Source organism: Streptomyces sp. NBC_00249, assembly GCF_026342355.1.
GTDB lineage: Bacteria > Actinomycetota > Actinomycetes > Streptomycetales > Streptomycetaceae > Streptomyces.
This window is the reverse complement of record NZ_JAPEMV010000013.1, coordinates 81991-104300: the sequence shown is the minus strand read 5'-3', so window position 1 is coordinate 104300 and position 22310 is coordinate 81991. Positions and strand designations below refer to the sequence as shown.

The 22310-nt window shown below is 71.8% G+C and carries 18 protein-coding genes and 2 rRNA genes; 11 read left to right on the top strand and 9 right to left on the bottom strand.

What is annotated here, in order from left to right; all coding sequences use genetic code 11:
* Positions 1–1119, top strand: a 23S ribosomal RNA gene (locus OOK31_RS38385); the annotation flags it as partial.
* Between the two features lie 74 nt (positions 1120–1193).
* Positions 1194–1311 (top strand): 5S ribosomal RNA (gene rrf, locus OOK31_RS38380).
* A gap of 91 nt (positions 1312–1402) precedes the next feature.
* On the opposite strand, the gene OOK31_RS38375 is transcribed toward rrf, so the two are convergent.
* From OOK31_RS38375 to OOK31_RS38350, 6 genes are all read right to left on the bottom strand, one after another.
* Entirely contained in the window at positions 1403–1552 is a 150-nt protein-coding gene (locus OOK31_RS38375) for a hypothetical protein (RefSeq protein ID WP_267092081.1), read from the bottom strand.
* A 181-nt stretch (positions 1553–1733) separates the two neighbouring features.
* Positions 1734–3044 (bottom strand): DUF58 domain-containing protein, encoded by a 1311-nt coding sequence (locus OOK31_RS38370; RefSeq protein ID WP_267092080.1) that lies wholly within the window; start codon positions 3042–3044, stop codon positions 1734–1736.
* Entirely contained in the window at positions 3044–4006 is a 963-nt protein-coding gene (locus OOK31_RS38365) for a MoxR family ATPase (protein ID WP_267092079.1), read from the bottom strand. The genes OOK31_RS38370 and OOK31_RS38365 overlap by 1 nt, the downstream gene beginning before the upstream one ends.
* A complete protein-coding gene (locus tag OOK31_RS38360) occupies positions 4003–5472 on the bottom strand; it encodes a DUF4350 domain-containing protein (RefSeq protein WP_267092078.1) in 1470 nt (489 codons plus the stop codon). Before OOK31_RS38360 ends, OOK31_RS38365 begins: the two co-directional genes overlap by 4 nt.
* Positions 5469–6149, bottom strand: coding sequence for a DUF4129 domain-containing protein (locus OOK31_RS38355; protein ID WP_267092077.1), 681 nt, complete (start codon positions 6147–6149; stop codon positions 5469–5471). The genes OOK31_RS38360 and OOK31_RS38355 overlap by 4 nt, the downstream gene beginning before the upstream one ends.
* Before the next feature lie 7 nt (positions 6150–6156).
* Positions 6157–7383, bottom strand: a complete 1227-nt coding sequence (locus tag OOK31_RS38350) for a hypothetical protein (protein ID WP_267092076.1) — start codon at positions 7381–7383, stop codon at positions 6157–6159.
* 235 nt (positions 7384–7618) lie between these two features.
* Between OOK31_RS38350 and mtrA the strand changes: the two genes are divergently transcribed.
* From mtrA to OOK31_RS38320, 6 genes are all read left to right on the top strand, one after another.
* The gene (mtrA, locus tag OOK31_RS38345) at positions 7619–8308 is read left to right on the top strand and encodes a two-component system response regulator MtrA (protein WP_323188307.1); all 690 of its coding nucleotides are present in this window, start codon (positions 7619–7621) and stop codon (positions 8306–8308) included.
* 88 nt (positions 8309–8396) lie between these two features.
* Positions 8397–10271 carry an MtrAB system histidine kinase MtrB gene (mtrB, locus tag OOK31_RS38340; protein WP_323188308.1) on the top strand — a complete coding sequence of 625 codons (1875 nt, stop codon included), beginning with the start codon at positions 8397–8399 and terminating at the stop codon, positions 10269–10271.
* Complete coding sequence (locus OOK31_RS38335) at positions 10258–12132, top strand: LpqB family beta-propeller domain-containing protein (RefSeq protein ID WP_323188306.1); 1875 nt, start codon at positions 10258–10260, stop codon at positions 12130–12132. Before mtrB ends, OOK31_RS38335 begins: the two co-directional genes overlap by 14 nt.
* Positions 12133–12196: 64 nt before the next feature.
* Positions 12197–13000: a ComF family protein gene (locus OOK31_RS38330; protein ID WP_267092074.1), complete on the top strand. Its 804-nt coding sequence runs from the start codon at positions 12197–12199 to the stop codon at positions 12998–13000.
* 353 nt (positions 13001–13353) lie between these two features.
* Complete coding sequence (gene raiA, locus OOK31_RS38325) at positions 13354–14049, top strand: ribosome-associated translation inhibitor RaiA (protein WP_267092073.1); 696 nt, start codon at positions 13354–13356, stop codon at positions 14047–14049.
* Between the two features lie 240 nt (positions 14050–14289).
* Entirely contained in the window at positions 14290–15048 is a 759-nt protein-coding gene (locus tag OOK31_RS38320) for a response regulator transcription factor (RefSeq protein WP_267092072.1), read from the top strand.
* 32 nt (positions 15049–15080) lie between these two features.
* Here OOK31_RS38320 and OOK31_RS38315 read toward each other — a convergent pair whose 3' ends face one another.
* Positions 15081–16274, bottom strand: coding sequence for a winged helix-turn-helix domain-containing protein (locus OOK31_RS38315; protein WP_267092071.1), 1194 nt, complete (start codon positions 16272–16274; stop codon positions 15081–15083).
* Between the two features lie 10 nt (positions 16275–16284).
* Positions 16285–16887: a GNAT family N-acetyltransferase gene (locus OOK31_RS38310; protein WP_267092070.1), complete on the bottom strand. Its 603-nt coding sequence runs from the start codon at positions 16885–16887 to the stop codon at positions 16285–16287.
* Positions 16888–17127: 240 nt separating this feature from the next.
* Here OOK31_RS38310 and secA point away from each other — a divergent pair, with 240 nt between their 5' ends.
* Positions 17128–19920 (top strand): preprotein translocase subunit SecA, encoded by a 2793-nt coding sequence (gene secA / locus OOK31_RS38305; protein WP_267092069.1) that lies wholly within the window; start codon positions 17128–17130, stop codon positions 19918–19920.
* A 275-nt stretch (positions 19921–20195) separates the two neighbouring features.
* Here secA and OOK31_RS38300 read toward each other — a convergent pair whose 3' ends face one another.
* Entirely contained in the window at positions 20196–20663 is a 468-nt protein-coding gene (locus OOK31_RS38300) for an Rv3235 family protein (protein ID WP_267092068.1), read from the bottom strand.
* 301 nt (positions 20664–20964) lie between these two features.
* On the opposite strand from OOK31_RS38300, the gene OOK31_RS38295 reads away from it, so the two are divergent.
* The gene (locus tag OOK31_RS38295; RefSeq protein ID WP_267092084.1) at positions 20965–21465 is read left to right on the top strand and encodes a hypothetical protein; all 501 of its coding nucleotides are present in this window, start codon (positions 20965–20967) and stop codon (positions 21463–21465) included.
* The gene (locus OOK31_RS38290) at positions 21462–22118 is read left to right on the top strand and encodes an HAD family hydrolase (RefSeq protein ID WP_267092067.1); all 657 of its coding nucleotides are present in this window, start codon (positions 21462–21464) and stop codon (positions 22116–22118) included. Before OOK31_RS38295 ends, OOK31_RS38290 begins: the two co-directional genes overlap by 4 nt.
* Positions 22119–22310 lie beyond the last annotated feature (192 nt).

Sequence of the window (22310 nt, the reverse complement as noted above, 5' to 3'; positions counted from 1 at the left end):
AGGTCCGTGCGAAGCCGTAAGGCGATGTATACGGACTGACGCCTGCCCGGTGCTGGAACGTTAAGGGGACCGGTTAGTGACCTTTCGGGGTTGCGAAGCTGAGAACTTAAGCGCCAGTAAACGGCGGTGGTAACTATAACCATCCTAAGGTAGCGAAATTCCTTGTCGGGTAAGTTCCGACCTGCACGAATGGCGTAACGACTTCTCGACTGTCTCAACCATAGGCCCGGTGAAATTGCACTACGAGTAAAGATGCTCGTTTCGCGCAGCAGGACGGAAAGACCCCGGGACCTTTACTACAGTTTGATATTGGTGTTCGGTTCGGCTTGTGTAGGATAGGTGGGAGACTTTGAAGCAGCCACGCCAGTGGTTGTGGAGTCGCCGTTGAAATACCACTCTGGTCGTGCTGGATGTCTAACCTCGGTCCGTGATCCGGATCAGGGACAGTGTCTGATGGGTAGTTTAACTGGGGCGGTTGCCTCCCAAAGGGTAACGGAGGCGCCCAAAGGTTCCCTCAGCCTGGTTGGCAATCAGGTGTTGAGTGTAAGTGCACAAGGGAGCTTGACTGTGAGACCGACGGGTCGAGCAGGGACGAAAGTCGGGACTAGTGATCCGGCGGTGGCTTGTGGAAGCGCCGTCGCTCAACGGATAAAAGGTACCCCGGGGATAACAGGCTGATCTTCCCCAAGAGTCCATATCGACGGGATGGTTTGGCACCTCGATGTCGGCTCGTCGCATCCTGGGGCTGGAGTCGGTCCCAAGGGTTGGGCTGTTCGCCCATTAAAGCGGTACGCGAGCTGGGTTTAGAACGTCGTGAGACAGTTCGGTCCCTATCCGCTGTGCGCGTAGGAATATTGAGAAGGGCTGTCCCTAGTACGAGAGGACCGGGACGGACGAACCTCTGGTGTGCCAGTTGTCCTGCCAAGGGCATGGCTGGTTGGCTACGTTCGGGAGGGATAACCGCTGAAAGCATCTAAGCGGGAAGCCTGCTTCAAGATGAGTATTCCCACCTCCTTGAGAGGGTAAGGCTCCCAGTAGACGACTGGGTTGATAGGCCAGATGTGGAAGCCCGGTAACGGGTGGAGCTGACTGGTACTAATAGGCCGAGGGCTTGTCCTCAGTTGCTCGCGTCCACTGTGTTAGTTCTGAAGTAACGAACCGTGTCCATGCCCGGTTGGTTAACTTCATAGTGTTTCGGTGGTCATAGCGTTAGGGAAACGCCCGGTTTACATTCCGAACCCGGAAGCTAAGCCTTTCAGCGCCGATGGTACTGCAGGGGGGACCCTGTGGGAGAGTAGGACGCCGCCGAACAATCATTGTGGGAAAGCCCCGCACCAGGAAACTGGTGCGGGGCTTTTCTGCGTTTACGGGTCTTTTCGAGTGAGGTGGGCTCGGGCTGGGCCTACCAGTCGGCCGGGTAGCTCTTGAGTGTGCTGGTGTCGAGCGTCCAGCGGCCGGCGGTGACGGTGTCCCCGAAGGAGTACGGGACCTTCTTGCGGTACCGGATGCCGTCGGGCCCGTCCGAGGGGTCGCTGTGCACCGTGACCTTCACCTCGGGTGTCTGGGCCTCGATCTGACGGCGCAGCCGCGCGACGTTCAGCCCGTGGGGAGCCGTGGGGCTCGTTGCTCCGCGAAGTCGTGCATGCGGCGCAGCTGTTCCGGGGTGAGGTCGGCCATGGTGTCCTCCTGGTGGGTGCCGTGCTCAACGTGTCCAGGCCGGGACGGTCACAGCACTAGAGGCGGCCGGCGGCCTTCAGGGCGAGGTAGGTGTCTGCCAGGGACGGGGGGAGGGATTCCGGGGTGGCGTCGACCACGTGGACGCCGTGGCGGGTGAGCTGTTCGGCGGTGCGGCGGCGCTGGGACTGGGTCTGGGTGGCGGCCGCGGCCTCGTAGACGGCGTCCAGGGAGCCGCGGGCGGCCGACATCTCCGCGATGTGGGGGTCGGCGACCGAGGCCACGACGACCGTGTGGCGCTGGGTGAGCTGCGGGAGGAGGGGGAGGAGGCCCTCCTCGACGGGGGCCGCGTCCAGGCTGGTCAGGAGGACCACCAGGGAGCGGCGCGGGGCGCTGCGGAGGATGGTGGAGACCAGGGAGCGGGAGTCCGTCTCGACGAGTTCCGGTTCGAGGGAGGCCATCGCGTTGACGAAGGCCGGGAGGGTGTCGGCCGCCGAGCGGCCCTGGACCAGGGTGCGGGGGCGGCGGTCGTGGGCCAGGAGGTCCACGCGGTCGCCGGCGCGTACGGCCAGGGCGGCCAGCAGCAGGGCCGCGTCCATGGCGGAGTCCAGGCGGGGGGCGTCACCGACGCGGCCCGCCGCTGTGCGGCCGGTGTCCAGGCAGATCAGGATGTGGCGGTCTCGTTCGGGACGCCAGGTGCGGACGGCGACCTTCTGCTGGCGGGCGGTGGCACGCCAGTCGATGGAACGGGTGTCGTCGCCCGGGATGTAGTCGCGCAGGCTGTCGAACTCGGTGCCCTCACCGCGCGTCAGGAGGCTGGTACGGCCGTCCAGTTCGCGCAGCCGGGCCAGGCGTGAGGGGAGGTGCTTGCGGCTGGTGAACGGGGGCAGGACGCGGACCGTCCAGGGGACGGTGTGCGAGCCCTGACGGGTCAGCAGGCCGAGGGGGCCGTACGAGCGGATCGTGACGCGGTCGGCCTTGCGGTCGCCTCGGCGGGTGGGGCGCAGACGGGTCGTCAGCAGGCGGCGTTCGCCGGCGGGGACGGTGACCCGGTGCCGGGACGCGGGGGTTTCCGAGCCGGGCTGCCAGCTGCTGGGGGGCCAGGCGTCGCGGACGCGGGCGCGCAGGGGGCGCTTGGCGGGGTTGGTGATCGTGAGGTGGACGTCCGCCGGCTCACCGAGGCGGACCGATGTGTCGCCCGAGCGGGTGAGCCGCAGGTGGCGTACGGGGGCGGCGAGGGCGCAGTCGACGGCGCAGGCCAGGGCCAGGGAGCCGTTGACGGCGAGGAGGCCCGTCCAGCTCGGTTCGAGGAGGCCGACGGGCAGGCTGCCGAGGGCCGCCAGCAGGGCGGCGCGTCCGGTGAGGGCCATCAGCGGGGGACGGGGACGTGGGCGAGGATCGCCGTGATCACCGAGTCCGGGGTGACGCCTTCCATCTCCGCCTCCGGGCGCAGCTGGACGCGGTGGCGCAGCGTCGGCAGGGCGAGGGCCTTCACGTCGTCGGGGGTGACGTAGTCGCGGCCGGTGAGCCAGGCCCAGGCGCGGGCGGTGGCCAGCAGGGCGGTCGCGCCGCGGGGGGAGACGCCGAGGGTGAGGGACGGCGACTCGCGGGTGGCGCGGCAGATGTCGACGACGTAGGCGGTGATCTCGGGGGAGACGGTGGTCCCGGCGACGGCCTTGCGGGCGGCTTCCAGCTGCTCGGGGCCGGCGACGGGGCGCAGGCCCGCGGCGTGCAGGTCGCGGGGGTCGAAGCCGGCGGCGTGCCGGGTCAGTACGCCGATCTCGTCCTCGCGGGAGGGGAGGGGAACGGTGAGCTTGAGGAGGAAGCGGTCCAGCTGGGCTTCGGGGAGGGGGTACGTGCCCTCGTACTCGACCGGGTTCATGGTCGCGGCGACGAGGAAGGGCTCGGGCAGGCGGCGCGGGGTGCCGTCGACGGTGACCTGGCGCTCCTCCATCGCTTCGAGGAGCGAGGACTGGGTCTTGGGGGGTGTGCGGTTGATCTCGTCGGCGAGGAGGAGGTTGGTGAAGACCGGGCCGTCCTGGAACGAGAACTCGGCGGTGCGGGCGTCGTAGACGAGGGAGCCGGTGACATCGCTCGGCATCAGGTCGGGGGTGAACTGGACGCGCTTGGTGTCGAGGGAGAGGGACGCGGCGAGCGCGCGGACCAGAAGGGTCTTCGCGACGCCGGGGACGCCTTCGAGGAGGACGTGGCCGCGGCACAGGAGGGCGACGACGAGGCCGGTGACGGCGGAGTCCTGGCCGACCACGGCCTTGGCGATCTCGGTGCGGAGCGCTTCCAGGGAGGAACGGGCGCTGTCCGTGGTGGCCGTCATGAGGTGCGGACCTCTCTTTCGAGGGCGTCGAGGTGGTCGGCGAGCGCGACGAGTGCCGCGTCGTCGGCGGGGGTGGTGCCGAAGAGGAGGGTGGCCGGGTCCTGCGGGCCGCCGGTGAGGCGGGCCGTCACGGCGGGGACCAGGGTGGCCGGGTCGTGGGCCTGGGAGGCCGCCACGCCGGTCAGCGCGGCGAGGCGTTCGCGGGTGGCGGCGCGCAGCACGGTGGCGGCGCGGTCGCGGGCGGAGGCCTTGCGGTAGAGGCGGGCGCGGCCCTCGGTGGCCTCGGAGGCGCGGATCACGACGGGCAGGCGTTCGGTGACGAGCGGGCCGAGGCGGCGGGCACGCCAGAGGGCGGCGAGGACGGCGGCGACGAACAGCTGGAGCAGGGCCCAGGTCCAGCCGTCGGGGACGAGGTCGAGGAGGCCCTTCTCCTCGGCGGGGCCGTCGGCGGCCATGTCCGCGAGGGTGGGCAGGTACCAGACGAGCTCGGGGCGGGAGCCGAGGAGCTGGAGGGCGAGGGAGGCGTTGCCCTGCTCGGCGAGGCTCTCGTTGAGGAGGACCGCGTCGGAGCCGAGGAGGACGGTGTCGCCGCCCTTGGTGGAGCTGGGGAGCACGAGGAGGGTGGGGTGGCCGTCGTCGGGGTAGCAGGCGGTGGCCCCGGGGAGGTCGGTGGTGTAGCGGATGCCGTCGCCGGTGACGGCCCGGCCGGCGGTGCGGGCGGCGGGCAGGGCGCAGTCCGGTTCGAGGCCGTTGCCGTGGTGGGCGGAGGGCCGGGTGCCGGTGGAGGGGGCCAGGTCGGGGAGGCTGACGCCGCTCGGGGCGACGAGGACGGTGCGGCCTCCGGAGAGGTCGATGGCGGAGCGGATCACCCGCCGCTGGGGCTCGCCGAGCAGGTCGGGGTCGGCGACCAGGAGGGTCGTGCCGGGGCCGGCGGCTTCGGCGGCCTGGGCGGCGTTGGTCACCACGCGGGTGGTGACGCCGCGCTCCTTGAGGAGCTCGGCGACGGCCCGGCTGCCTTCGGGGTCGGCGGAGCGGGGGTCGAGGCGGCCGTGGTGGTCGCCCGCCTGGAGCCCGGCGAGCAGGACGGCGGCGGCGAGCAGGATGCCGAGGGCGAGGAGGAAGCCGCGGGCCCGGAGCCAGAGCTGCCGGCGGGTGAGGGCGGTGGAGGTTCCCGTGCCGGTGCCCTTGCCCTGGCCGGGCGTTGGTGGGGCAAGGGGGTGCCCTGTGCCGGTGCCCTGGCCGGGCGGGACGGGGTTCGGCGTGCCCTTGCCCTGGCCGGGCGGGACAGGGTTCGGTGTGCCGCTGCCGCTGCCGCTGCCGCTGCCGCTGCCGCTGCCGCTGCCGCTGCCGCTGCCGCTGCCGCTGCCGCTGCCGCTGCCGCTGCCGCTGCCGCTGCCGCTGTCCGTGGGTGTGGCCTGGGAGTGGGGGGTGGGGGGCGGTGGGGTGGCGTTGGGGTCTTGGGTCATGGTTGGGGGCCCGTCAGGAGGGGCTTGGTGCGGGCCAGGGTGAGGTCGAGGGTGCGGAGGCGGGCGTAGGTGTCGGGGTCGCCGGTGCGGCCGCCGTAGGTGACGTCGTCGAAGGCGCGGGCGGCCGCGCGGAGCTCGGCCGTGTGGTCGGGCAGGGAGACGGCGGCTTCGGCGGCGGCCTCGTCGGCGGTGCGGCCCGGGCGGGGGTCGAGGAGGGTGCGTTCCTCGAGGGAGCGGACGACGGCGCGCATGCGTTCCTGGACGGCCTCGGTCCAGCGGCCGGCGGCGGCGTGGGCGTCGGCGGCCGTGCGGTGGTCGGCGGCGCTGCGCGGGCCCTCGTCGAACAGGGTGCCCGCGCCGGCGGGGCCGCGGCGGGGGGAGCCGAGGCGCCACCACAGGGCGGCGACGGCCAGTGCGGCGAGGGCGGCGACGGCGAGGAGGCCGAAGCCGCCGCCGGGCGTGGCCCGGGCGGCGCCGTCGAAGAGGTCGCCGAGCCACTCCCAGAAGCGGTCCAGGGCCTTCTCGAGGAGGCCCGGGTCGTTCTGGTGGTAGGCGCGCTTCGCCAGTTCGCGTTCCGCCGCCTCACGGGCGGCGTCGCGCGGTGTCGTCAGCGGTGGTGCCTCGCCGCCGGGCAGCAGGGCCGCGGCGGCCGTGACGATGAGTCCCCCCGTGCTCATCAGCGGCTCAGCCCTCCTGGCCGGCCGCGCGGGCGAGCTCCAGGTCGAGGGCTTCGCGGCGGATGCGCTGGTCGACGTAGAGGAGGGTCGTCACGCCGGACTGCATCGGCAGGGTGACGGTGGTGCCGACGACCCCGCCGATCGCGCTGATGATCAGGAAGGACCAGCTGCGGGCCAGGGAGCCGTCGAGGAGCGAGTCGAGGCCGCCGGGGGCCACGACCACGGCGATCGCGGCGAAGGGCATCGCGATGATCATGGCGGTGATGCCGCGGATCAGGCCGGTGAGCAGGCTGATGCCGAAGATGCGCCACCAGGAGCCCTTGACCAGCTTGGCGGAGCGCTTCATGGCTCCGAGGGCCGTGCCACGTTCCAGCATCAAGGCGGGCGGCGCCAGCACGAAGGTCACCCAGAACCAGCTCAGGAGCACGCCCGCGACGGGGATGCCGAGCAGGGTCAGGGCGATGCTGCCGGTCAGGATGCCGGGCAGGGTCGGCAGGAGGCCCGCGGCCAGGGCGCCCAGGAGCAGCAGGCCGGTCAGGGCGAGCAGCTGCCCCGTGAGCGGGCGGGCGGCCTTCAGGGTGCCGGCGAGGGTGGAGCCCTTGCCGAGGACCGCGCGGCTGACGACGGGCGCCAGCAGGGCGGTGAGGAGGATCAGGCCGAGGAACTCGATGTAGTACTGGAAGCCGTAGACGATGAGGCTGTCGCCCATGAGGTCGACGGTCTGGGACGCCGTCGGGGGCGTTCCGTCGGTGCCCAGCGGGACGGTGTCCATCGTCCAGCGCTCCACGAACAGCATGGCGAGCTGGGACAGCGCGGCGATGACGAGGCTGACGGAGAGCACGGAGCGCCAGTGGCCGCGCAGGGTGCTGACCGCGCCGTCCAGGATCTCGCCCAGGCCGAGCGGGCGCAGCGGGATGACGCCGGGCTTCGCCGCGGGGGGCGGGCCGCCCCAGCCGGGGGCGCCCGGGTAGCCGTACGGGGCCCCGTGCGGGGTGCCCGGCTGCGGGCCGGGGTACTGGCCGGGCTGGGGTGCGTACGAGCCCCAGCCGGGGCCCTGCTGCTGCGGAGGGACCGCCTGGCCCGACTCGGGGCCCGCCCACTGGCCGGGCGGGGGCTGCGTCGCCGACCACTTGCCGTCGCCGGAGCCGGAGGGCTGCGCGGGCGGCCGGGTGCCGTCGGAGCCCTGGCCGTCGGACGGGGACCCGGGCGTGGCCCAGCCCGGAGAGTCGTTCATCGTCGCTCCTTCACGTGCACCTGCCGTGGCGGGCGCGCTGGTCGGCTGCCATCGTGCCACGGGAGATCACCGAACGGACCAGTCGTCCCCCAGGATCTGGGACCGCCGGTCCCTTCAATTGTCGCGCGGATCCGGGGCAGACTGGTCGTCCTGATCACCACGCAGGTCCGAGGGGCGATTTCCAGCCCTTTTGGCTGTGGGACAGCTCACCGCCAGGTAACGATTAGCTAATGGGATGATGTCAAGCATGAAGGGACGAGTCCTTGTCGTCGACGACGACACCGCGCTGGCCGAGATGCTCGGCATTGTGCTGCGTGGAGAAGGTTTTGAGCCGTCGTTCGTAGCGGACGGTGACAAGGCACTGGCTGCCTTCCGGGAGGCGAAGCCGGACCTGGTGCTGCTCGACCTCATGCTGCCCGGACGGGACGGCATAGAGGTGTGCAGGCTGATCCGGGCCGAGTCCGGGGTGCCGATCGTCATGCTCACCGCCAAGAGCGACACGGTGGACGTCGTGGTCGGCCTGGAGTCCGGGGCCGACGACTACATCGTGAAGCCGTTCAAGCCGAAGGAGCTGGTGGCTCGTATCAGGGCCCGTCTGCGCCGGTCGGAGGAGCCCGCACCCGAGCAGCTGGTCATCGGTGACCTGGTCATCGACGTGGCCGGGCACTCGGTCAAGCGCGACGGCGCCTCCATCGCCCTGACCCCGCTGGAGTTCGACCTGCTGGTCGCGCTGGCCCGCAAGCCCTGGCAGGTGTTCACCCGCGAGGTGCTGCTGGAGCAGGTCTGGGGCTACCGGCACGCGGCGGACACCCGCCTGGTCAACGTGCATGTGCAGCGGCTGCGCTCCAAGGTCGAGAAGGACCCGGAGCGCCCCGAGATCGTCGTGACGGTGCGCGGTGTCGGCTACAAGGCCGGACCCAGCTGACGTGCAGCCCGGCGGTTCCCGGGACGGCTCCCGCAGGGGAGCCCCGCGGGGCGGCCGGCTGCTGCCCGACGGAGTGGCCGGCCATCCCGTGCTGCGGCTGTGCGTACGCCTCGTACGCCGGCCGCTGCTTCCGGCTGTCCGGCTGTGGCGGCGCAACATCCAGCTCCGGGTCGTCGCGGCGACCCTGCTGATGTCGCTCGCCGTGGTCCTCGCGCTCGGCTTCGTCGTCGTCGCCTCGGTCAGCAAGGGGCTCCTCGACGCCAAGGAGGAGGCCGCGCAGAGCCAGGCCGCGGGCGGGTTCGCGGTCGCACAGGAGAAGGCCAACACCCCGTCCGCGGTGGACGGGCCCGACGCCACCGACAACAAGGTCGGCCGGGACGCCAGTACGTGGATGAACTCGCTCGTCAAGCAGCTCGCCAGTGGCGGTCAGACGGCCTTCGAGGTCGCCGCGCTCGGCGCGGGCACCGGCGAGCAGGGCCAGGGCGGGCAGGGGCCCGCCGTCCAGGGCGTCAAGGGCGCCCGCGCCTCCGGCAACGTCGACCCCACCGCCAGCGTCCCCATCGAGCTGCGCCGGGCCGTCAACCACACCACCGGCACCTTCAAGACCTTCTCCGAGATCCGCTACACCGCGGGCGCCGGGGAGAAGGCGCCCGAGCCGGCGCTCGTCGTCGGCAAGCGGCTCACCGACATCAACGGGGACCCGTACGACCTGTACTACCTCTTCCCGCTGACCCAGGAGGAGGAGTCCCTCAACCTGGTCAAGAGCACCCTCGCCACGGCCGGGCTGTTCGTCGTGGTGCTGCTCAGCGCCATCGCGTGGCTCGTCGTGCGCCAGGTCGTCACGCCCGTGCGGATGGCCGCCGGGATCGCGGAGCGGCTCTCGGCGGGGCGGCTCCAGGAACGGATGAAGGTCACCGGCGAGGACGACATCGCCCGTCTGGGCGAGGCCTTCAACCGGATGGCCCAGAACCTCCAGCACAAGATCCAGCAGCTGGAGGAGCTGTCGCGGATGCAGCGCCGCTTCGTCTCCGACGTCTCCCACGAGCTGCGCACCCCGCTGACGACCGTACGGATGGCCGCCGACGTCATCCACGACGCCCGGGTCGACTTCGACCCGATCACCGCCCGCTCCGCGGAACTCCTCGCCGGGCAGCTCGACCGGTTCGAGTCGCTGCTCGCCGACCTGCTGGAGATCAGCCGGTTCGACGCGGGCGCGGCCGCCCTGGAGGCGGAGCCCATCGACCTGCGGGACGTCGTACGCCGCGTCATCGACGGGGCCGAACCGCTCGCCGAGCACAAGGGGACCCGGATCCGGGTCCTCGGGGACACCCAGCCCGTCATCGCCGAGGCCGACTCGCGGCGCGTCGAGCGGGTGCTGCGCAACCTCGTCGTCAACGCGGTGGAGCACGGCGAGGGCCGCGACGTCGTGGTCCGCCTCGCTTCGGCGGGCGGCGCCGTCGCCGTGGCCGTGCGCGACTACGGGGTCGGGCTCAAGCCCGGCGAGGCCACCCGCGTCTTCAACCGCTTCTGGCGCGCCGACCCGGCGCGGGCGCGCACGACCGGCGGTACGGGCCTGGGCCTGTCCATCGCCGTCGAGGACGCCCGGCTGCACGGCGGCTGGCTCCAGGCCTGGGGCGAGCCGGGCGGCGGCTCGCAGTTCCGCCTGACCCTGCCGCGCACCGCCGACGAGCCGCTGCGCGGATCGCCGATCCCGCTGGAGCCCGAGGACTCGCGGGGCAACCGGGCCCGGGCCGCCGCCGAGGCCGCCCAGGGCGCCGCGGGGACCGGCGCGCACCCCGCCGAACGGCCCGACCGTTCGCCGATACCGCCGAGGCCCGCGGTCACCACCGCCATGCCGGTGCCCGCCGACCCCACGGCGCTGCCCGGCAACGGCGCCCGGGTCGTGGCCAGGCCCGCCGATCAGGGAGCAGCACAGGAGGATGGATCCGGTGGAGGACGCTGAACGCGTGGGGGGCGGCACGGATCGTACGGGCAGACCGGGTCGTACCGCCGGGGCCGGCGGGGCCGGCGGGACGCTCGGCCTGCTCGCCCTCACCGCCGTCGCCCTGCTGGTGGCGGGCTGCGCCTCCATGCCCGACCGCGGGGAGATCCGCCGGGTGGAGGCCTCGCAGGGCGTGGACTCCCAGGTGCGCGTCTTCGGCGTACCGCCCGCCGACAAGGCCAGCCCGGCCGACATCGTCGACGGCTTCCTGGAGGCGATGACCAGCGACGACCCGCAGCTGGCGACCGCCCGCAAGTACCTCACCGAGGACGCCGCGAGGGACTGGAAGCCCGGCTCGGCCGTCACCGTCCTGTCCGCCGGCCTCGACCGGGTCCCCGTCCAGGGCGAGAAGGACCCCGACGGCCCCCGCTGGAAGGTGTACGGGAAGAAGCTCGCGACCGTCGACGAGCGCAGCGCGTACCAGCCGGAGACCGGCGGCAGCCGCTACGAGGAGTTCCTCCAGCTGGTCCAGGTCAACAAGCAGTGGCGGATCGCGACCCCGCCCAGCAGCCTCGTGCTCTCCGAGTCCGACTTCCAGCGCATCTACAAGCCCGTCAACAAGTACTACTTCGCGGGCAAGACGCTCGTCGCGGACCCCGTGTACGTGCGCCAGCGCAGCGACCCCGACTCCCGCATGGACCCCACCACGCAGACCGTGCAGTCGCTGCTCGCCGGCCCCTCCAAGTGGCTCGGGCCGGTCGTCTCCACCGCCTTCCCCACCGGGAGCGCCCTGCGCGAGGGCACCAAGTCCCTGTCCTACGACGGCCAGAACACGCTGCGCGTCCCGCTCAACAGGAACGCGGAGACCTCCGAGCCGCAGTGCCAGAAGATGGCCACCCAACTGCTGTACACCGTCCGGGACCTGACGGCTTCCCGGCTGGACCGGGTCGAACTGCTGCGCTCCGACGGCAAGTCCTCGCTGTGCTGGGTCACCGGCTCGGCCGCGACGGTCATCGCCAACCGGCCGCCGTCCCCGGAGCACCAGTACTACGTCGACAAGGACTCCCGCCTCGTACGGATGGTCCTCAACGCCGGCGCCGACGAACAGCAGCAGGACAAGCCGGAACCCGCTCCCGGACCGCTGGCCACCGCGAACGGCTTCAAGGTGGGCTCGGCGGCCATCACCTACGACGAGAAGCGCGCGGCGGTGGTCTCCGACGACGGGCACGGCCTGTACGTGGTGACGCTGACCACCGCCGGACCGATGCCGGCGCCCCTGCTCAACAGCAAGTCCGGGAAGCTGTCCGCGCCCAGCTGGGACGCCCAGGGCGACCTGTGGATCGCGGACGCCGACCCGCAGACCCAGGGCCTGTGGCGGATCCCCGGCGGCACCGGGACCCCGCAGAAGGTCGAGGTCGCCGGGCTGGACGGCGGACGGATCAGCTCCCTGAAGGCCTCCCCCGACGGAGTGCGCCTCGCGCTGCTCATCGAGAAGGAGGGCGGGCGCAAGAACCTGTACATCGGGCGGATCGAACGCCCCGAGGGCAAAGCGGACGCCTCGCCGCTGTCGGTGCGCGAGCTGCGCCCGGCCGCTCCGCAGATGGCCGAGGTGACGGCGATGAGCTGGGCGCCGCGCGGCCGGCTGCTGGTGGTGGGCCGCGAGAGCGGCGGCGTCGACCAGGCCCGCTACATGCTGGCCGACGGTTCGATGGTGGCGGCGAGCCTGCCCGGGGCGACCGGGCTGACCGCCATCGCGGCCGCCGAGGACGAGGCGAAGCCGGTGGTGGCGCTCTCCCGTGAGGACGGGATCGTGTGGCTGCCGCCGGGGGCGCAGTGGCGCACGGTGGCGGCGGGCGGCCGGGCGCCGGTGTACCCGGGCTGAGCGTGCTCGCGGGCGGTTGTCCACAGGGGTCGCGGGGGCGTCGCGTCCCCGTCACCGTGGACGGATGCGGGGATGTGCGCGGGAGTGGTGGCAGGAGCTGGCCGGGCTGGTGCTGCCGGCCGGCTGCGCGGGCTGCGGGGCGGCGCGGCAGGTGCTGTGCGCGGGCTGCCGGGCGGCGCTGAGCGGCGCCCGGGCGGGGCCGGTGCGCCCGGACGTGCGGCGGGCGCGGCGGGCGGGGCCTGAGGGGCTGCCGGCGGTGTGCGCGGGGGCCCGGTACGAGGGGGCCGTACGGGCCGTCGTACTGGCCCACAAGGAGCGCGGGGCGCTGCCGCTGGCCGGTCCGCTCGGGGGCGCCCTGGCGGCGGCGGTACTCCAGGCGGGTACCGGCCGGGCCGGGGGCGGCGGGGCCGTGGGGGCTGACGGGGAGCTGGCGCTGGTGCCGGTGCCGTCCGCGCGGCGGACCGTACGGGCGCGCGGCCACGACCCGGCGCGCAGGATCGCCCTGGCCGCGTCGGGGCGGCTGCGCCGGGCCGGTACGGCCGCGCGGGTGGCGCCCGTACTGCGGCTGCGCCGGGCCGTCGCGGACCAGGCGGGCCTGGGGGCCCGGGAGCGGCTGGAGAACCTCGCGGGGGCCCTGGAGGTGTGCCCGGGGGGTGCGCGGCTGACGGCCGGGGCCCGGATCGTGCTGGTGGACGACGTGATCACGACCGGGGCCACCCTGGCGGAGGCGGCGCGGGCGCTGCGGGCGGCCGGGCTGGGGGTGGGGGCGGCCGCGGTGGTGGCGGCGCCGGCGGAGTCGTTCGTGGAGGCAGGTTCGTACGGACGGATCCGGTCGGCAACTCGTACAGGGCAAAAATCTTGTGAATAGATTTGGAACTGCTGGGGAATGCGCAACGTTGCAGGTAGTAAGAGGGAACAGCCACCTGAACGGAGGTATGTTCCGGTAGCGGGTGCCGACAACCGGCTTTGAGAGATATGTTCGGTTGTGAGGAACTGGCGATCCTTGGGCCCCAGGTATCGGAGCACCAGTCCGCCCGTTTTGGAATCTTCGTGTCAGAGGGTGTGTCTCTCTACTCCGAAGTCGGTGGGATGTAGATCTTGCCGATGGGGGAGGAGGAGGTGAAAGTCGCCAAGTCCGAGGCTCCGGTGTTCACCGGGGTCTGGTGCGAAAGGGAGACGCTTCGCCGCACGAGGTGAGGCTCTCCGGGAACGGAGTTCTGCGTGGACATCGTCGTCAAGGGCCGCAAGACCGAGGTGCCCGAGCGGTTCCGCAAGCACGTGGCCGAGAAGCTGAATCCCGAGCGGATCCAGAAGCTCGACGCCAAGGTGATCAGCTTGGACGTCGAGGTGTCCAAGGAGCACAACCCGCGTCAGGCCGACCGTTCCGACCGCGTGGAGATCACCCTGCGTTCGCGGGGCCCGGTGATCCGTGCCGAGGCCGCCGCCGCCGACCCGTACGCGGCGCTGGACCTGGCTCAGGACAAGCTGGAGGCCCGGCTGCGCAAGCAGCACGACAAGCGTTTCACCCGCCGCGGCAGCGGCCGGCTCTCGGCGGCGGAGGTCGCCGACGTGGTGCCGGGCGTCGCCCAGCTCAACGCCAATGGCGAACCGGTCGGCGAGGAAGTCGAGGGCGCTGTCCCGATCCGCCGGATCGGTTCCCTCGAAGTGCAGGGCGAAGGCCCCCTCATCGTCCGCGAGAAGACCCACTCCGCCGGACCCATGTCCCTCGACCAGGCCCTGTACGAAATGGAACTGGTCGGCCACGACTTCTACCTGTTCGTGGATTCCGAGACCAAGATGCCCAGCGTCGTCTACCGCCGTCACGCCTATGACTACGGTGTCGTCCACCTGAACTCCGACGGAGCGTCCACCTCGGACGAGTACGCCGGAGGCGCGGGCGGCGCGCTCGGCGGCTGATCATTCGTCCGTTGCCCCCGCGGGACGTCTCCGGCGTTCCGCGGGGGCACTTGTGCGAGGCGTCGTGGCCGGTACTCACTCCTTTGTGGCTCGTACTGGCGGCTACCGGCCCGTATGAGCCAGACGGGCTGCGCTGGACCTCCGTGCGGAGGTGCGGGCATGGAATCATGGCGGGCAGTCAAGCGGCGGCCGACTCCGCCGGATTGGCCCAGCAGCTCAGCACATGCAGGGGGAGGAACGATGGCGGACAGCTTCGGGCCGGTGCGCGGTGACGACGGCGCGAGCTGTCGGGAAGCGGAGCGGGCGACGGCGGGGGAACGGGCCGGCGAGCCGGCCGGGGAGCCCATCCGGGTGCTCGTGGTCGACGACCACGCCCTCTTCCGGCGCGGGCTGGAGATCGTCCTCGCGCAGGAGGAGGACATCCAGGTCGTGGGCGAGGCCGGGGACGGTGCGGAGGCGGTGGACAAGGCCGCCGACCTGCTGCCGGACATCGTGCTGATGGACGTGCGGATGCCCCGGCGCGGCGGGATCGAGGCCTGTACCTCGATCAAGGAGGTGGCCCCCTCCGCGAAGATCATCATGCTGACGATCAGCGACGAGGAGGCGGACCTCTACGACGCGATCAAGGCCGGCGCCACGGGATACCTCCTGAAGGAGATCTCCACGGACGAGGTGGCCACCGCCATCCGGGCCGTCGCGGACGGGCAGTCGCAGATCAGCCCCTCGATGGCCTCCAAGCTGCTGACCGAGTTCAAGTCGATGATCCAGCGCACCGACGAGCGGCGGCTCGTACCGGCGCCCCGGCTCACCGACCGGGAGCTGGAGGTCCTGAAGCTGGTCGCCACCGGGATGAACAACCGGGACATCGCCAAGCAGCTGTTCATCTCCGAGAACACGGTGAAGAACCACGTGCGCAACATCCTGGAGAAGCTCCAGCTGCACTCGCGGATGGAAGCCGTCGTGTACGCGATGCGGGAGAAGATCCTCGAGATCCGCTAGGGCCTAGGCGCCCCGGCCGGCCCTCCGGCCGCTCAGGCGCCCAGTTCCGCCAGTTCGGAGGTCACGGCCGCCGCCTCGGCGGGGCTCTGGGCCCGCTCCACGCGCACCGCGTCGCAGCCGACCCACTCGGCGGCCTCGCGCAGGGCGCGGGCCATGGCGGGCGCTGCCTTCGGGGTGGTCAGCGACAGCTGGCGGGCCACCAGGGTGGTGCCCTCGCGGGCCGGGTCGACGCGGCCCTGGAGCCGGCCGCCGGCCAGCAGCGGCATCGCGAAGTAGCCGTGGATCCGCTGGGGCTTGGGGACGTACGCCTCGAGCTTGTGCGAGAAGCCGAAGATCCGCTCGGTGCGCGGGCGGTCCCAGACCAGCGAGTCGAACGGGGACAGCAGGGTGGTGCGGTGGCGGCCCGCGGGGGCCGTGGCCAGCGCGGCCGGATCGGCCCAGGCGGGCTTGGCCCAGCCCTCGACCGACACCGGGACCAGCCCGGAGTCCGCGACGACCGCGTCGAACTGCTCGCCCTTGAGGCGGTGGTAGTCCGCGATGTCGGCGCGGGTACCGACGCCCAGGGACCGCCCGGCCAGCGCCACCAGCCGGCGCAGGCACTCGCGGTCGTCCAGGTCGTCGTGGAGCAGGGCGTCGGGGACGACCCGCTCGGCGAGGTCGTAGACCCGCTTCCAGCCGCGCCGCTCCGCGCAGACCACGTCACCGGTGTCGAGCAGCCACTCCACCGCGATCTTGGTCTCGGACCAGTCCCACCAGGGGCCGCCGTTCTTCGCGCCGCCCAGCTCGGTGGAGGTGAGCGGGCCGTCCGCCTTCAGCCGGTCCAGGACCAGGGCGCAGGAACCCTCCCGGTCCTTCATCTTGTGCCAGCGGTAGCCGTGCGCCCGCTTGACCCGGCGGCGGAACGCGAAGTGCGGCCACTCCTCGATGGGCAGGATGCACGCCGCGTGCGACCAGTACTCGAAGGCGTGGGCGTCGCTCCAGTAGGCCTTCTCCACGGTGTCCCGGCCGACCGCGCCGAGGCGCGCGTACGGGATCAGCTCGTGCGAGCGGGCCAGCACCGAGATCGTGTCCAGCTGTACGGCGCCCAGGTGCCGCAGCACCCCGCGGACCCCGCCCCGGCGGTCGGGGGCCCCGAGGAAACCTTGTGCGCGCAGGGCGATGCGGCGGGCCTCGTCGGCGGACAGGGACACGGACGGCTGCGGCGTGCTGGCCGGGCTGCTGGTCATGGTGGGCAGCCTAGGCGGCGCCACTGACATCGGGTCCGGGAGCGGGGAGGTAGGGCAGCGGGGAGGTCATGCCGAGGTCGGAGGGGAGCAGCGCGCCGACCCAGCCGTCGCGCACGGAGTCACCCCGGAGCAGGGAGGCTCGCAGGATGCCCTCGATGCGGAAGCCGGCCTTCTCGGCGACGGCCTTCGAGCCCGCGTTGCCGACCTCGGCCCGCCATTCCAGCCGTAGGGCGCCGAGCTCGGTGAAGGTCCAGCGGGCGACGGCGTCCAGGGCCTCGGTCATGTAGCCGTTCCCGCGGTGCTCCTTGGCCGCCCAGTAGCCGATCTCGTAGGAGTTCGAGCCGAAGGCCTCGTGCACGTGGACGCCGATCGCCGCGACCAGCGGGCCGCCCGCGCCGAGGCGGACGGCGAAGCTGTAGGCCTTGTCCTCGCGCCAGCCGGCGGGGACCAGTTCGCTCACGAAGGCCTTCGCGTGCGCGCGCTCGTACGGGGAGGGGACCATCGTCCAGCGCTGGATGTCGGGGTCCTGGACGGCGGCGTAGACCTCGTCCTCGTCGGACGGCGCGAAGGGCCGCAGGTCGAGGCGGGACGTGGTCAGTGTGGTGGGCTCCATGGTCGGAGTCTGCTGCCTCGGATGCGGAAGGGGCGAGCACTTTTTTCAGAAGCGGCGTGGCGGGGCGGCACCTATTGCATCCCCCGTACGTTCTCATTCCGGGCGCCCGTGCCCTGCGGATACGGCGGACCTCCCGGCGTGACCACGTCCTCGCTTACGATGGCCGTTGCGGTGGGGACCACCTGCCGTGCCCGGTTACGAAACAGTGCCCAGGCCCGACCGGCAAGGAGACAAACCTCGGTGTCCGTCTTCAACAAGCTCATGCGTGCAGGCGAAGGCAAGATCCTGCGCAAACTGCACCGCATCGCGGACCAGGTCAACTCCATCGAAGAGGACTTCGTCAACCTCTCCGACGCCGAGTTGCGTGCGCTCACCGACGAGTACAAGCAGCGCTTCCAGGACGGCGAGAGCCTCGACGACCTGCTGCCGGAGGCCTTCGCGACCGTTCGCGAGGCCGCCAAGCGCGTCCTCGGCCAGCGGCACTACGACGTCCAGATCATGGGCGGCGCGGCGCTGCACCTCGGCTACGTCGCCGAGATGAAGACCGGTGAGGGCAAGACCCTCGTCGGTACCCTCCCCGCCTACCTCAACGCGCTGTCCGACAAGGGCGTCCACCTGATCACGGTGAACGACTACCTCGCCGAGCGCGACTCCGAGATGATGGGCCGGGTCCACAAGTTCCTCGGCCTCCAGGTCGGCTGCATCCTGGCGAACATGTCGCCGGCGCAGCGCCGCGAGCAGTACAGCTGCGACATCACGTACGGCACCAACAACGAGTTCGGCTTCGACTACCTGCGCGACAACATGGCGTGGTCGCAGGACGAGCTGGTGCAGCGCGGCCACAACTTCGCCGTGGTCGACGAGGTCGACTCGATCCTCGTCGACGAGGCCCGCACCCCGCTGATCATCTCCGGTCCCGCGGACCAGGCCACCAAGTGGTACGCCGACTTCGCCAAGCTCGTCACCCGCCTGACCAAGGGCGAGGCCGGCCAGCCGCTGAAGGGCATCGAGGAGACCGGCGACTACGAGGTCGACGAGAAGAAGCGCACCGTCGCCATCCACGAGGCCGGTGTCGCCAAGGTCGAGGACTGGCTCGGCATCGAGAACCTCTACGAGTCGGTGAACACCCCGCTCGTCGGTTACCTGAACAACGCGATCAAGGCCAAGGAACTCTTCAAGGCCGACAAGGACTACGTCGTCATCGACGGCGAAGTCATGATCGTCGACGAGCACACCGGCCGTATCCTCGCCGGCCGCCGCTACAACGAGGGCATGCACCAGGCCATCGAGGCGAAGGAAGGGGTGGACATCAAGGACGAGAACCAGACCCTCGCCACGATCACCCTGCAGAACTTCTTCCGCCTCTACTCGAAGCTGTCCGGCATGACCGGTACGGCCATGACCGAGGCCGCCGAGTTCCACCAGATCTACAAGCTGGGCGTCGTGCCGATCCCGACGAACCGGAACATGCAGCGCAAGGACCAGCCCGACCTGATCTACCGCACCGAGGTCGCGAAGTTCGCCGCCGTCGTCGACGACATCGCGGAGAAGCACGAGAAGGGCCAGCCGATCCTGGTCGGCACCACCTCGGTCGAGAAGTCCGAGTACCTCTCGCAGCAGCTCTCCAAGCGCGGTGTCCCGCACGAGGTGCTCAACGCCAAGCAGCACGAGCGCGAGGCCACGATCGTCGCCCAGGCCGGCCGCCGGGGCGCCGTCACCGTCGCCACGAACATGGCCGGCCGCGGTACCGACATCAAGCTCGGCGGCAACCCGGACGACCTCGCCGAGGCGGAGCTGCGCCAGCGCGGCCTCGACCCGGAGGAGCACATCGAGGAGTGGGCGCACGCCCTGCCCGAGGCCCTCAAGCGGGCCGAGGCGGCCGTGAAGGCCGAGTTCGAAGAGGTCAAGTCCCTCGGCGGGCTGTACGTCCTGGGCACCGAGCGGCACGAGTCGCGCCGTATCGACAACCAGCTGCGCGGCCGCTCCGGCCGTCAGGGCGACCCGGGCGAGTCCCGTTTCTACCTGTCGCTGGGCGACGACCTGATGCGCCTGTTCAAGGCGCAGATGGTCGAGCGGGTCATGGCGATGGCGAACGTGCCGGACGACGTCCCGATCGAGAACAAGATGGTGACGCGCGCGATCGCGTCGGCCCAGTCGCAGGTCGAGACCCAGAACTTCGAGACGCGCAAGAACGTCCTGAAGTACGACGAGGTCCTCAACAGCCAGCGCGAGGTCATCTACGGCGAGCGCCGGCGCGTCCTGGAGGGCGAGGACCTGCACGAGCAGGTCGTCTTCTTCATGGACGACACCATCGACGCGTACATCGCGGCCGAGACCGTCGAGGGCTTCGCCGAGGAGTGGGACCTGGACCGGCTGTGGGGCGCCTTCAAGCAGCTCTACCCGATCAAGGTCACGGTGGAGGAGCTGGAGGACGCGGCCGGCGACCGTGCCGGGATCACCGCCGAGTTCATCGCGGAGTCCGTCAAGGACGACATCCACGACCAGTACGCCTCGCGCGAGAAGGCGCTCGGCTCCGAGGTCATGCGCGAGCTGGAGCGGCGCGTGGTGCTGTCGGTGCTCGACCGCAAGTGGCGTGAGCACCTCTACGAGATGGACTACCTCCAGGAGGGCATCGGCCTGCGGGCGATGGCCCAGAAGGACCCGCTGGTCGAGTACCAGCGCGAGGGCTTCGACATGTTCAACGCCATGATGGAGGGCATCAAGGAGGAGTCCGTCGGCTACCTGTTCAACCTGGAGGTCCAGGTCGAGCAGCAGGTCGAGGAGCTTCCGGTGCAGGACGCGGCGCCGTCGCTGACGAAGGAGCCGGCCGCGGCCGCGCGTCCTGAGATCCGGGCGAAGGGGCTGGACGCTCCGCAGCGGCCGGACCGGCTGCACTTCTCCGCGCCGACGGTCGACGGGGAGGGCGGCGTCGTCGAGGGCGACTTCGAGTCCGAGGGCGGCGGCGACGGGATGACGCGGGCGGAGCGCCGCAAGGCGCAGAAGGCCTCCGGCGGGCGGCGTCGGAAGAAGTAGCCCCGCTGGGGGTGCGTATGTCGGCCGGGGCCGGACACCGATTGGTGTCCGGCCCCGGCCGCGTTCATGTCCGGCGGGGGCCCGTTCCCGGGGCTCCGCCCCGGACCCCGCGCCTCAAGCGCCGGCGGGGCTGGATTTGGCGGCGTGGTTGTTCGGGTGCGGGTGCGTTGCCGGGGGCCAGCCCCCGGACCCCCGCGCCTCAAACGCCGGCGAGGCTGGAAGTGGCGGCGAGGCTGGAAGTGGCGGCGTGGGTGGATGTGGCGGCGTGGGTGGGGTCAGGGGGTCTTTTGGTGGGTGCTCGGGGGGTGGATTTCGATGGCTGCGCAGCGCCAGCGGAGGTCGGGGCCCTGTTCCAGGCGGAAGGCCATCGCCGAGACGCGGTCGCCCGTTGCGATGCGGGCGAAGGCTTCGATGACGCCCGGGCCGGGGTGGAAGCGGCCGCAGTGGCGCAGGACCGGGCGGAGGCGGTCGCGGAGGGGGCCTGAGGGGGCCAGGGCAGCCAGCTGCTCGTACGCCTCGCCCACCGTGAGGCCCAGGAGCGAGTGGACCGGCCGGAGGCCGCTCAGCACCGCCAGGAGGCGTTCCGCGAACCAGTCGTGCGGGCCGGGCCGGCGCAGGGAGCGCGGGGTGCCGGCCGGGCGCCGCTGGTCGCGCCGGCCCGCCGGGCGGGTCCGGCCCGGGCCGGACGGCCTGCTGCGGCTGCCCTCGCCGCCGATCGCGGCGCGCGTGGTGGTGGTGTTCATGGCGATTCCCCCGAACTGACCGGTGACGTGTTGCGGGAGTTCTACGGCCGGTCTTCACGGTGCGCAACCAGTCGTGGCGGAGCGTGGCGGAGGGGGTTTCCGTTCACCTATCCGGGTGGTCGCGGGCCCGCCGCAGGGGGCCGCCGGCCGGGCGTGGGGACACGGGTGGACGCCGGTGGGGCGGGCGGCGTGGGCCCGAAGGGGTACCGGGCGGTCACCCTGCCGGGCGCACCATGGGGCCGGGCGGGGGCGGTCGTATCCTGAGGGCGTTCCCGACTACCGAAAGCAGCCGGCCATGCCCATCCGCGTGTACGTCCCCCTGACACTCCCCGGTCTCGCCGAGGCGCACAAGGCGGGCGAGCTGGGGCCCGCCCCGCTCCGCGCGTACGCCGTGACCCCCGGGCTGCGCGAGTGGTACGTCTCCGACGACCTCGAGGAGCTGGAGTACGCGGCCCTCAGTCGCGCCGCCGAGGCCTCCCTGCGGCTGCTCGCGGCCGACGCGGGCGCGGCCCGCCGCCGTGTCGTGGTCGCCGTCGACGTCGACGACAAGGCCGCCACCGCCGTTCCCGCCGTCGACGAGGCCACCCTCGGGCAGGTCACCCTGGCCGCCGCCGTCCGGCTCACCGTGGCCGCCGCCGTGCACGCCGACGCCGACGACGCGGGCGAGGACGTGGCCGCGGCCGCCGCCGCGATCGGGGCCGCCGACGCCGGTGACGACGACGCCCGTGCCACCGTCGACGGCGCCGAGGACCACGAGCTGCTGTGGTTCGGCGTCCAGGAGATCCCGGGGCTGCTGAAATGACCCATCTGGTGTGGGACTGGAACGGGACCCTGCTGCACGACATCGACGCCGTGATGACGGCGACGAACGCCTCCTTCGCCGAGCTGGGCTTCGCCCCGATCACCCTGGAGACGTACCGCGAGCTGTACGTCGTACCGGTGCCCAAGTTCTACGAGCGGCTCATGGGGCGGCTGCCCACCGAGGAGGAGTGGCTCGTCATGGACGAGACCTTCCACCGGCACTACTGGGCCGCCGCCGACGACGCCGGGCTCGCCGAAGGGGCCCGGGAGCTGCTCCAGGGCTGGCAGCGCGACGGGCTCACCCAGTCCCTGCTGTCCCTCGCGCCCCACGACAAGCTGGTGCCGCTGGTGCGGACGCACGGCATCGACGGGCATTTCCTGCGCGTCGACGGGCGTACCGGCCCCTCGCACACCAGTAAGGCGGGGCACCTCGTACGTCATATGGCCGAACTGGAGCCCTCCGGTGTGACCGCCACCCGTACGGTCCTCATCGGAGACGCGGTGGACGACGCCCTCGCCGCCGCCCACGTGGGCGCGCGGGCCGTGCTCTACACCGGCGGTTCGCACAGCCGCGCAAGTCTGGAATCGGCCGGAGTTCCCGTCGTCGACAGCCTGGCGGAGGCCGTCGCCACAGCTCGGGAGCTGGCCGGATAGCAGCCTGCACGGACGGGCGGCCGCGTCGCTGTCCAGAGTGTCAAAGTTCCACCCCCGGATTTGTACACATACGGCTCGTGACGAGTCGGGGGTGGGTGGGGATAGCCTGGTACCCGTGATCAGCGCGATAGTCCTCGGGGGCACTGACGCCCCCGACCTGCGCCCGGCGCACGACCGTGCCCGGGCCTTCGC